At 56.8% G+C, this 12,028-nt stretch carries 8 protein-coding genes; 6 read left to right on the top strand and 2 right to left on the bottom strand.

The annotated features are described in order from the left end of the window. Window positions 1-48 precede the first annotated feature (48 nt). Entirely contained in the window at window positions 49-2,754 is a 2,706-nt protein-coding gene (gene malT, locus HALO_RS09915) for an HTH-type transcriptional regulator MalT (RefSeq protein WP_050713381.1), read from the bottom strand. Between the two features lie 127 nt (window positions 2,755-2,881). Continuing rightward, the gene (locus tag HALO_RS09910; protein ID WP_050713380.1) at window positions 2,882-4,390 is read right to left on the bottom strand and encodes a carbohydrate porin; all 1,509 of its coding nucleotides are present in this window, start codon (window positions 4,388-4,390) and stop codon (window positions 2,882-2,884) included. 430 nt (window positions 4,391-4,820) lie between these two features. Between HALO_RS09910 and HALO_RS09905 the strand changes: the two genes are divergently transcribed. From HALO_RS09905 to HALO_RS09880, 6 genes are all read left to right on the top strand, one after another. Beyond that, window positions 4,821-6,092, top strand: coding sequence for an ABC transporter substrate-binding protein (locus HALO_RS09905; RefSeq protein ID WP_050713379.1), 1,272 nt, complete (start codon window positions 4,821-4,823; stop codon window positions 6,090-6,092). Between the two features lie 15 nt (window positions 6,093-6,107). Further along, window positions 6,108-7,091: a carbohydrate ABC transporter permease gene (locus HALO_RS09900; RefSeq protein WP_035580168.1), complete on the top strand. Its 984-nt coding sequence runs from the start codon at window positions 6,108-6,110 to the stop codon at window positions 7,089-7,091. After that, window positions 7,091-7,933: a carbohydrate ABC transporter permease gene (locus HALO_RS09895; protein WP_035580176.1), complete on the top strand. Its 843-nt coding sequence runs from the start codon at window positions 7,091-7,093 to the stop codon at window positions 7,931-7,933. Before HALO_RS09900 ends, HALO_RS09895 begins: the two co-directional genes overlap by 1 nt. Before the next feature lie 30 nt (window positions 7,934-7,963). Beyond that, window positions 7,964-9,583 (top strand): alpha-glucosidase, encoded by a 1,620-nt coding sequence (locus HALO_RS09890; RefSeq protein ID WP_035583463.1) that lies wholly within the window; start codon window positions 7,964-7,966, stop codon window positions 9,581-9,583. 62 nt (window positions 9,584-9,645) lie between these two features. After that, the gene (locus tag HALO_RS09885) at window positions 9,646-10,752 is read left to right on the top strand and encodes an ABC transporter ATP-binding protein (RefSeq protein WP_035580178.1); all 1,107 of its coding nucleotides are present in this window, start codon (window positions 9,646-9,648) and stop codon (window positions 10,750-10,752) included. A 217-nt stretch (window positions 10,753-10,969) separates the two neighbouring features. Beyond that, on the top strand, window positions 10,970-12,019 hold the full coding sequence (locus HALO_RS09880; RefSeq protein ID WP_231896836.1) for a LacI family DNA-binding transcriptional regulator: 1,050 nt from the start codon (window positions 10,970-10,972) through the stop codon (window positions 12,017-12,019). Window positions 12,020-12,028 lie beyond the last annotated feature (9 nt).

Raw genomic sequence — 12,028 nt, 5'->3', positions numbered from 1 at the left:
TAGGCGTAGACGCAAGGAGGAGGTGTAAAAGCACAAGTGGAGGTACCGTCACTCCCCTTGTATTTGTGCCAAGAGCTGCCCGGCCAGGGCAATCGCTTCGTCCCGGCGGCGAATATTCTGCTTTTGATAGAGGCTGCGGATATGGGTTTTGATGGTCGTCGGCGCCACCGATAGCTGTTCAGCGATCTGCTCATTGGAAAGACCGGCATGAATCAGCCCCAGGATTTGCCACTCTCGACGAGTCAGCGGCGAAGTGCGGATCAGCTCGGGCACATCTGGCCTCGCGACGATATCGGCAATTACCGTTTCATCCAGCATTAAGCGTCGGGCACTGCCAAAGTCCTTTTGTCGGCCAGCAAGCGTTAGCAGTCGCTCTGCCCTTGCCTGCTCTAAAGGCGCCAGCGTGCCGCTGGCGATTAATCTGGTCAGCAGTTCTCCAAGCGGCTTACCCAGGCGTAAAAAGCTGCCGACCAACGCGGTGCGAGAAGCTAAGCTAAGCGCCTGCTGCATATGCTGGCTGGCTTGCGCTAACTGACCTTGATGCCAGGCAACCGCCGCCAGGCAGAGTTGGTTGCGGTTGGCATCAGTCACCAGTCCCAAACGCTGAGTATGCGCTTCAAGGGCTTCCAATAGCGTGTGGGCTTCGTCGTAGCCGCCCAACAGCGTAAGCGCCCGGGCATGGTTACGCACATTGCACTGGGAAAAGTGGTTGGTGGCACTATCGATAAGCGGTGCCGGGGCTTCCTGACGCCAGCGCTCTACGGCATCCATATCATGGGTCGAGTGCCACCAGGCCAGCAGCGTAGCGTGGGCGTTCGCGACCCAGTCGATGTGGTAATCACCTTCGGCAAGAATCTTACGCAACCGACGAATATGGTCGGCGCACTGAGCCTGGTCGCCACGGCTTTGGGCAACCTTTGCCAGTTGAATATGGCACTGCAGCGTCCAGCGCTCGCCCTGACTGTCCAGCACGGCAATCCCCTTCAGGGCAGCCTGCTCGGCCTCATCCAGGCGGTGCCACTCCCACAGCACCTGGCTGCGAATCCGGTAAAGAAATTCTGCCACGGGGAGATGCTCAAGCTCAGCTCGCTCTAAGTGGGCAAAGGCTCGCTCTTGAATATCGTAGGCAGCCTGTAGGCGACCTTGGGCAACCAGCACTTCGGATTGATGACAAAACGACCACAGCAGCAGCTGGTGGTCTTCACGTTGGCGGGACTGGCGCTCTACCTCGCGAACTCGCTGCAGCGACTCGTCTAAATACCCCTGCACAAATCGCGCCTCGCTCAATATGGCGGTAGCGGTGAGCGGCGTTGAGGCTAAATAGCGGGCGGGCACGGCCAGCGCCTGTTCCGCCAGCGGTGCGGCACGCTCGGCATTACCCTGGTTAATCGCCAGCTGCGCGCGCAGGGTGGCAAATTCAGCGCTAAGCCGTTGCCATTCGGGCGTATTTAGTTGCGCTTCAATCCAGCCAATCACCCGGGCGGTAATGTCAAACTGAAACTGAGCATGAGAGACCCAGCCATACAGCAGTGCAAGCTCTGGGCAGGCGGTGAGCCGCGGCTCGCCGAGCAGAGCAAAGCTCTTGGSCAACAGTGCGTAGGCCCCGCTTGCCAATAGGGCTGGCCCTTCTGCGGTCAGTAGACTGGCCACGCCTTCAGGAGCTTCGGCGAGAATTGCCTGACGCAGCGCCATCACCGGGTCGTTGAGCGCAAGCCACGCTTGGCTGGCACGCTGGTGGAGCGTGCGCTGGGTGGCAAGGCTTAGCTCGTGACGACGGTGGCGAAGATACTCACCAAACAAGCGCTGAAAGCGGTACCACTGGGCGTGAGGGTCGGTCCGTTCAATAAACAGCCCCGCCTGCTCAAAGGCCTCCAACCGCTGGGTTAAACGCTCACCTTCTAATAGCCGCGCCATTAATTCAGGAGAAAAACGCTCCAGCACCCCCAGTTGCAACATTAGCTCGCGCTCTTCCAGAGGCAGTGCAGCGGAGAGCAGTTCGTCAAACCAGGCGACAAAGTCAGGGTGAGCGCCACTTAATCGATCAACCAGGGCGTCAAACCCCGCCCGGGTGGTGGTGCGCTCCACTAACCAGTTCAGCACCATGACCCAACCGCCGCTTCTGCGTAGCGCACGCTCCAGGCTTACTCGTGTGGGTGGAAAGCTGAGCTGCTCTGCGCACAGGGTTTGCGCCTCTTCGCTATCAAAGGCAAGGGCGCTGAGGTCGATCTCTTCAATCTCGCCGCGTAACCGTAAGCTGGCTAGCCCTAGGGCGGGACGCGAGCGACTCGCCAGCGTTAAGGTCAGCCAGGGCGGCTGGTGGCGCAGCCAGTGAGCCAGCCCGGCTAAGATATCGGGATGCGTCAGGTGTTCAAACTCATCCACCACCAGCCGGCACGGAGTTCGCTGCTCGGGCAACTCGCCAAGCCAGCGCTCTAACTGCTCAACGCAATCGGCCTCTTCGGCCACAGGTGACAGCGGCGCTTTGTCATCCAACAGCGCATTGAGTGCTGCCTGCCAATAGGCTAAAAATCGCGCGGGCTGATTATCTCGCTGATCCAAGCGTAGCCAAGCGGCTTCCTGCTCCAGCGCCGGTAGCCGCTCGGCCAGCAGCGTGGTTTTGCCATAGCCGGCAGGGGCCTGCACCATCAGTAAACGAACATGCTCATTTAAACCGAAATGATCATTTAGGCGCGGCCGGGCTACCACGCTAAGCGGCAGTAACGGCGCTTTTAGTTTCTCTTGTAGAAGTGACATAGGCTCTCCCCTGGGCAGCCCTGCTGACCGTTCACCAATGCGATTAAAGCCCTACAAAAAAGCCCGCGACGGATCGCGGGCAAAGTGCATTGGAGAAGAAACAGTTACATCAAGCAACTCGCATCGTTTAGAACCACACTTCGGTCTGAACGCCGAAGGTCCACTGGCCGCCGGTAAAGCCTTCGTTGCCCAGTGAGCTGGCACCGTAGTTGTTGAGGTCATCGTCCCAATCGCTGAAGGTGGTGAACAGACGAATCTCAGGGCGCTGCCAGAAACCGCCGACTTCAGGCTTGAAGGTGGGCGCAATAGTGAATTTGCTGAAGCCACCATCCACGGCGTTACGACCGCTATMCCCCTGGGGATCGAGATCCATCCACTGATAGCCCGCTTCGTACTGCATTTCGAAGTTCTGCGTTAACTCGTTGGCTAGGCGCACGTTAAGCCCTGCCCAGTTGTACTTATCGCCCTGGGCATAACGGTCTTCGCTGGTTTCAGCCAGAATGGAGGGGGCAACGCGCCACTGCGGTGCAATATAAGTGGTGCCATAGAGCGCTAGGCGCGTGGCGGTAGCGTCATCAGTTAGATCACCCCGTGAACCAATACTTTTAGTCTCGGCGCCTAAACCCTGACCATGCAACACAGCCGCTTTGAAACTACCCTCGCCCATGCCGAAGAAGCTGTCTCCATGATAAGCAATCATGGTGTGGAAACCGGTATCAGCAGCAGTTTGGCCGACATCAATGTCGCGCTCGTCGTTGTCTGCAGCGGACATACCGTTGACCATCCACTGCCAGTTGCCGAAGTAGTTGTTGGAGGTCAGGATCAGGTTGTCGGTATCGCCTTCAAGACCGGGGTTCTCGCGGTCAACGATCGGATAGTCAGAAAAACTACGGCCATAAATCGACAGGTTAGATTTCCAGTTGTCTGCCAACTGCATGTCGTAGATACCGCCACCGGTACCGGCCAGGAAAATCACATCACTGTCGAGCCAATGGATATCGAAGTTATCGCGGTCAAAGCGCTTACCGGCCCAGATAGAGGCGTTTTCAAAGGCGCCGGTAAAGCTGGGAAGATCGCTGAATTCAGCAAACACTTGGCGCACGTTGAGATCGGACTCGCCGCCAGTCCAGTCATTGCTGGAGGTCGTGCCGTCAGCAATCATGGTGCGGTAAAGCGCTTTGGCGCCGTTATCAAACTGCATACGGTAGTTGAAAATCGCTTCGGCGTAGGTGTCCGGCTCATTACCTAAACGCCCAACGGCGCCGCCCTCTCCMCCCGCGGGTGTCAGGTAAGGGCCAGCATTTTCGCTTTTACCATCTTCACCAATCAGCAAGCCTGAACGTGCATAAACGTTAAACGAGAAACCCTCTTCGCCATCGGCATACCGCTCCACCCGGGCCAGACGCTCTTCGATCTCCGCGTCGCTCTCTGTCGCCACGGCGGTCGATTGTGATTGCTCGGCTATCTCGGCACGGCGCTCGGCGGCATCGGCACGCTGTTCCGCTGCTTCAATGCGGGCTTCCAGTTCGGCAAAGCGCTGCTCCATGGTCATTTGTGCAGAGGCAACACCGCTCATCCCTAAGCTGGCGGCGGCAATCGCAATGGCTAACGGCGTTTTGAATGTCATTTTATGCATTGTTTTGAGTACCCTATTGTTATTGGTAAGCGGCTGTCTTTTAAGCGACTATTTTGAATCGCCTATATCTAAATCGATTAAGGTCATATCGATAACACTTCCCTTGCACAGTTCGCCCAGCGGGGATAGCGGCGGTCATTAAACGCCACGGTGCTTAAGGAAAGATAGCCAAAACTTAATCGATTAAGTCGCTTATTGCCAACGGCTAGTTGCTAATTAGCGACTAATGTCTAAGGAACGATTTTATTTAGTGAAAACTGAACAATCCCGTTAGACAAAAGTCGCTATTGAACTTTTCCAGCCCAAGCGGCTAACTGAGCGGCACAATCTTAATCGATTAAGAAAGCGATTAAGGTATAGATTGGTTAGCTGCTCAACGCTGATTTTGATGCAACACCATCCACAACAATAAACGTCGAGGTACGCCGTTATGAAAAAGACTTTAATCACTACCGCTATCGCCGTGGCCAGCTCGCTGAGCGCGGCAAGCCAGGTTCAGGCTGAAGAACTCACCATTTCATGTGGTGCGGTAGGCGCGGAGCTAACGCTTTGCCAGGAGGGTGTCGCCGCCTGGGAGGAGAAAACCGGCCATAGCGTCGACGTGGTTTCAACGCCCAACTCATCCACCGAACGCCTTTCACTTTATCAGCAGATCCTTTCGGCTAACTCCAGCGATATCGATGTGATGCAGATCGACGTGGTGTGGCCCGGTCTGCTCGCCAACCACCTGCTGGATCTACGTGAGGTGCTTGGCGATGACGCAGCCGCTGGGCACTTTGACACCATCGTCACCAATAACACCATCGATGACCGCTTAGTCGCCATGCCTTGGTTCACCGATGCGGGCGTACTCTACTACCGCGAAGACTTGCTGGAAAAGTATGGCCATGAAGTGCCAAAAACCTGGCAAGAACTCACCGAAATTGCCCGCGAGATCAAAGACGCCGAACGCGCTGAGGGCAAAGACAGCATGCAGGGGTATGTCTTCCAGGGACGTGCTTATGAGGGCTTGACCGTTAATGCCCTTGAGTGGGTGGCCAGCTTTGGTGGCGGAAACATCGTCGAAACTGATGGCGAGATTAGCATTAACAACGAACACGCTGCCGAGGCACTTGATCTTGCCGCCTCCTGGATTGGTGATATATCGCCCAACGGCGTGCTCAATTACACCGAAGAGGAAGCGCGTGGTGTCTTTCAGAGCGGCGGCGCGGTGTTTATGCGCAACTGGCCCTACGCCTGGTCGCTGGCCCAAAGCGAAGACAGTGACGTTCGCGGCAAAGTGGGGGTAACCCAACTGCCCGCGGGTGGTGAAAAKGGCCAAAGTGCCGCGGGTCTAGGCGGCTGGAACTTAGCCGTATCGCGCTACAGCGAGCACCCGGAACTAGCCGCTGATCTGGTCGCCTTTTTGACCGGTGAAGAGGAGCAGAAGCGCCGCGCCATTCAAGCCTCTTACAACCCCACTATCGACGCCCTCTACCAGGACGAGGAAGTGCTCGAAGCGGTGCCCTTCTTTGGCACCCTCTACGAAACCTTTGTTAACGCTGTTGCACGGCCCTCCGCCCCCACCGGCGATGCCTATGGCCGGGTGAGCAACGCCTTTTTCAGCACCTCCCATGATGTGCTTTCCGGCACTAAAGATGGCACTCAAGCGGTCGCTGACCTTGAAGACGAATTGGCTCGCCTGAAGCGTCGCAACTGGTAACCCTGGAGCCCCTCCATGTCGACCTCCATCAAGCATGATGACGCGCCCGCCGGGGCGCGTTCTTTCACTACCAAGCCGCGTCGGGGCACTAAAGTTCGCCGTCAGCGAGTGAAAGCCGCCTGGCTGTTTTTAGCCCCAATGCTGATTGCGCTAACGCTGGTGGCTGGCTGGCCGCTGGTGCGCACGTTTTTTCTCAGCTTCACCGATGCCTCACTGTCAGATTTAGGCGCCGCCAACCTGATTGGCTTTGAGAACTACCTCGTCTATGACGATGGCCGCTGGTATGGGGTTCTGGCCGACTCGGTGTGGTGGCAGTCGGTATGGAACACCGTCTACTTCTCGGTGGTGTCGGTATCCCTGGAAGTGGTATTCGGGGTGATTGTGGCGCTGATTTTGAACGCCGAGTTTAAGGGTCGCGTCATTGTGCGTGCTGCGGTGCTGATTCCCTGGGCCATCCCCACCATCGTTTCTGCGCAAATGTGGGCGTGGATGCTCAACGACCAGTTCGGCATCATCAACCATATGCTGATGGGCCTGGGCGTGATTGACGCTCCCATCGCCTGGACGGCCAACGCCACCTACTCCATGTGGGCGGTGATTATGGTCGATGTGTGGAAAACCATCCCCTTCGTGGCGCTGCTGGTGCTTGCTGCTCTGCAGATGCTGCCCAAGGATTGCTACGAGGCCGCCGAAGTAGACGGTATTCACCCGCTGCGGGTGTTCTTCAAAGTCACGCTACCGCTGATTACCCCGGCGCTGATGGTGGCGGTGATTTTCCGCTTGCTGGATGCACTGCGCGTTTTCGATGTGATTTACGTACTGACCTCTAATTCCACCAGCACCATGTCGATGTCGGTATACGCCCGCCAACAGCTGGTCGAGTTTCAGGATGTCGGTTACGGCAGCGCCGCTTCTACCCTGCTGTTCTTGATCATTGCCCTGGCTACCGTGGCTTACCTCTACGTTGGGCGTAAACAAATCCAATTGGGAGGCGACTAATGAATACGCGTCAGTTGGCCAAAATAGCCAAGCGCATCGGGTTTTGGGCGCTGATTGTGCTGATCATGGTGTATGCCGTTTTTCCCTTCTACTACGCGGTGGTCACCTCGTTAAAACCGTCGAGCGACCTGTTCCGGGTTGAGCTATGGCCTTCGAACTGGAACTTCGATAACTACATCAGCATCTTCACCCAGACCAGCTTTCTGCGCGCTATTTTCAACTCAATCATCGTCGCGTTTAGCGTGGTGTTCATTGCCCTGCTACTCGGCATTACCGCTTCATACGCCTTGGGCCGCGTGCGCTTTCGCGGGCGCTCTACGGTGCTGCTGGTGATTCTCGGCGTTTCGATGTTTCCCCAGGTGGCGGTGCTTTCCGGGCTGTTTGAGGTGATTCGTGCGCTCAACCTTTACAACAACCCCGCCGGGCTGATTTTAAGCTACACCATCTTCACCCTGCCCTTCACCGTGTGGGTGCTGACCACCTTTATGAAGCAGCTACCCATGGAGCTGGAAGAGGCCGCCATTATGGACGGCGCCACACCCTGGGTGACCATTACCAAGGTATTTCTGCCGCTCATGTGGCCCGCCATGGCGACCACGGGACTGCTGGCATTTATCGCCGCTTGGAACGAGTTTCTGTTTGCCCTCACCTTCACACTCACCGACACCCAGCGCACGGTGCCCGTCGCCATCGCGCTGCTGTCAGGCGGCAGCGCCTACGAACTGCCCTGGGGGCCGATTATGGCCGCTTCTGTGGTGGTCACGGTGCCCCTGGTCGTATTAGTGATTATCTTCCAGCGCCGCATTGTGTCAGGCCTTACCGCAGGCGCCGTTAAAGGCTAAGGAATGTTTATGTCAACGATGGATACTAAGATGCAAGACAACACACTCTGGTGGCGCGGCGGCGTTATCTACCAGATCTACCCGCGTAGCTTTATGGATAGCCGCGGTGACGGTATTGGCGATCTTAACGGCATTACTGAAAAACTTGATTACGTGGCGTCACTAAACGTGGACGGTATCTGGCTATCGCCGTTTTTCACCTCGCCAATGCTCGATTTTGGCTACGACATTAGCGACTACTGCGACGTCGACCCCATGTTCGGCACCCTGGCGGACTTTAAAGCGCTGCTGGAAAAAGCCCACTCGCTTGGCCTTAAGGTGATGATCGACCAGGTGATTAGCCACACCTCGGATCAACACGCTTGGTTCCAGGAGAGTCGCCAAAACCGCACCAACCCCAAGGCCGACTGGTTTGTATGGGCTGACCCCAAGCCGGACGGCACGCCACCCAACAACTGGCTGTCGATTTTCGGCGGCCCGGCGTGGACGTTTGATTCACGCCGCCAGCAGTACTATATGCATAACTTTCTAACCAGCCAGCCGGACGTAAACTTCCATAACCCGGAAGCACGGCAGGCGCAGTTGGATAATATGCGCTTCTGGCTGGATCTGGGCGTTGATGGCTTCCGCCTCGATACGGTTAACTTCTACTTCCACGACGCCGAGCTGCGCGACAATCCGCCGGTTCCCAAAGGCGAAGCCAAAACCCTGGGCGCTCCGGAAACCAACCCTTACACCTGGCAGCGTCATGTTTATGACCTTAGCCGCCCGGAGAATCTCGACTTCTTGAAAGACCTGCGGGCGTTAATGGATGAATATCCGGGCGCCACGACAGTGGGTGAAATTGGTGATGATAACCCCCTGGAGCGCATGGCCGAGTACACCGCAGGCGGCGACAAGCTGCATATGGCCTACACCTTCGACCTACTCAACACACCCCACTCGGCGCGCTATATTCATGAAGTGCTGGAGCGCTTTCAACGCCTGGCAGGCGATGCCTGGCCCTGCTGGGCGACCTCCAACCACGATGTAGTGCGCAGCGCCACCCGCTGGGGCGCAGGCAAAGACCCTAGCGCCTACCCTAAAGTGGCGCTGGCTATGCTCTGCTCGCTGCGCGGTAGCGTCTGCCTTTATCAAGGCGAAGAGTTGGGCCTGCCGGAAGCCGACGTGCCGTTTGAACGCATCCAGGATCCTTACGGCAAAGTGCTTTGGCCGGAATTTAAAGGCCGCGACGGTTGCCGCACGCCCATGCCCTGGAACGACAGCGAACACGGCGGTTTCTCCAGCGTTGAGCCCTGGCTCCCCATGGAGCCCCGTCATCGCGATCTAGCGGTAAGCCGCCAACAGGATGATGCCAACTCCACCTTGAACGCGCTGCGCAACATGCTGGCTTTCCGTCGCCAGCACCCGGCGCTGTTCGATGGCGACTTAATGCTGGTCGATGTGGGTGAAACGCTGCTCGGTTTTACCCGCCAAAAAGCGGATGAGAAGCTGTTGTGCGTTTTCAACCTCACCGCTGAGAAGCAGACGGTTAACCTGCCGCTAGCGATAGACAGCGATTTGCAGGGCCACGGCTTTATCACCCAGCGCGATGGTGACAGCCTGACGCTACCGGGGTATCAAGCGGCATTTATGCGCGTCGTCTCATAAGCTCTAAACAACAACAGGCCGACCCAGAAGACATAAGCATTGAGGTCGGCAAGGAGTTACCTATGGCAAGTGTTACGCTTAGCAAGATCAACAAAGTGTTTGGCAGCGATCACATTATTAACGATGTGGACCTACATATTGGCGACGGCGAATTTGTGGTTTTCGTTGGCCCCTCCGGCTGCGGCAAGTCGACCCTTTTGCGCCTGATCGCCGGTTTGGAATCGATTAGCGATGGCGACCTGAGCATGGATGACACCGTGGTCAATGACTTGCCACCGCGGGAACGCGGTGTGGGCATGGTGTTTCAATCCTATGCGCTCTACCCGCATATGACCGTTTACGACAATATGGCGTTTGGCCTGAAACTGGCCAAGACCGCCAAAGAGACCGTGCACGAGCGGGTCATGAGCACAGCAAAGATTTTGCAGCTTGAAGAGCTGCTGCACCGTAAGCCAAAAGCCCTTTCCGGGGGCCAACGCCAGCGGGTGGCCATGGGCCGTGCCATGGCGCGTGAACCGCGTATTCTGCTGTTTGACGAGCCACTCTCCAACCTGGATGCCTCGCTGCGGGTGCAGATGCGTAACGAGATCGCCCGACTGCATAACCGTCTCGGTTCCACCATGATTTACGTGACCCACGACCAAGTGGAAGCCATGACCCTGGCCGACAAAATCGTGGTGCTCAATGGTGGTCATGTGGAGCAGGTCGGTAGCCCCCACGAGCTTTATCAGCGCCCAGCGACGAAATTTGTTGCCGGGTTTATTGGTTCMCCCACCATGAACTTCATGCCCGCAGAGCTACTCGCTGGCGACGCCAACGGCTGTCGCGTGCGGGCCACAGGGATTGGAGAACTCGCCCTACCCCAGGACGCCCAGCAACGGCAAAGTGGTGAAGCGCTGACGCTCGGTATTCGCCCAGAGCATCTATGCTTGGCGGCACCTACCAATGAAAACTGCTTTGATATCGTCAACGTCGAGTATTTGGGCAACGAGGTTTACGTTTACCTTGAGCCCAAACAGGGAGATACACTGCTGATTCATCGCAGCGAAGCGCCCAGCCAGTGGCAGGAAGGCCAGCAGGTGTCGCTGGCAGCGGATTGGGAAAAAGTCCACTTGTTTGATGACAGCGGTACGGCGCTGAAATTAGCTGAACAGCAGGCGGCAGCTTAATCACACAGACACGCAAGTTATCGCATAACGACCCTCTGTGTGTGCCTAACCTCCCCTTCGCTTATCATGGGGAATGGCAACACCCAGCGGGTCGATTTTATTTGGGCGGCTGGTTGAATAACCCTGTTTTGAAAAGCCAGGACTTGAAGAGCCAGGGCTTAAATAGCTAGATTTTAAATAATTAAGTTCTTAATAATTAGCCTGCAAAGGAAGTACCGTGACTGATCAGCGCCGAATGACACTCAAGGATCTTGCGCAGGAACTCAATGTCTCCACTGCGACAATTTCCAATGCCTTTAACCGGCCGGATCAGCTCTCCCCAGCCCTGCGCGAGCGGATACTTAAGCAGGCCAAACAATTGGGGTACAGCGGCCCTGATGCCAAAGCACGCAGTCTGCGCACTGGCCGCTCGCGGATTATTGCGGTGATTCTTGCCGAAAGCCTTACCTACAGTTTGAACGACGCCGTGGCCAGCGAGTTTCTTTCCGGGGTTGCCGAAGTCCTTGATGCCCATGGCCATACCCTGCTGCTCTTGCCGGGCCGGGGCCACGCCTCTCAACCGCCGGGCTCGGCCAATATCGCCGATGGTTTTATCGTCTATGGGCTAATGCCCAACAATAAGCTGCTCGATGAACTACCCGCTCAGCGCACCCTGGTGGCCGTCGATTTTGATATTGAAGGCTGCCCAACGGTGCATATCGACGATACCGCCGCCAGCTATAAAATCGCCCACCATGCGTTGAGCCAGTTGCCCAAACGCCCGGCGATTATCAACCTGCGCTTAACCAAAGAGGTTTGCAACGGCCGTGTGACACCCAAGCACACCCTGCTGCCCAACACCAGCACAATCAGCCGCGCCCGTTTGGAAGGCTTTCATAGCGCATTGAGTGAACGAGGAGTGGATGCGGAACAGGTGCCGCTGTGGAATATCGAGGAGAATACCTTTGAGGTCTGCTCGCCAGTCATTGCTGAGATTCTCGACCAGCCCAAAGAGCAGCGGCCGGATCTGCTGCTGTGTATGTCTGACCGCATTGCGCTCACAGCGCTAACGCTCGCGGAACAGCGCGGTATTCAAGTACCGGAAGAGCTGCGCATTACCGGCTTTGATGGTATTGCCGAAGGGCAATACCGTGCACCGCGTTTAACCACGGTGCGCCAGGACAGCGTGGGCAAAGGACGGGTCGCCGCGCAGATGATTCTTGGCCGCATTCCCCTCGCCCAGCAGCTGCTGCAAACGGAGCTGCTGCTGGGCGATACCTGCCCTTAGCCCTTAATA

Origin of the sequence: Halomonas sp. R57-5 (assembly GCF_900070345.1) — a bacterium.
Lineage (GTDB): Bacteria > Pseudomonadota > Gammaproteobacteria > Pseudomonadales > Halomonadaceae > Vreelandella > Vreelandella ventosae_B.
The sequence above is the reverse complement of the archived record's forward strand: the minus strand, read 5'-3'. Positions and strand labels throughout refer to the sequence as shown.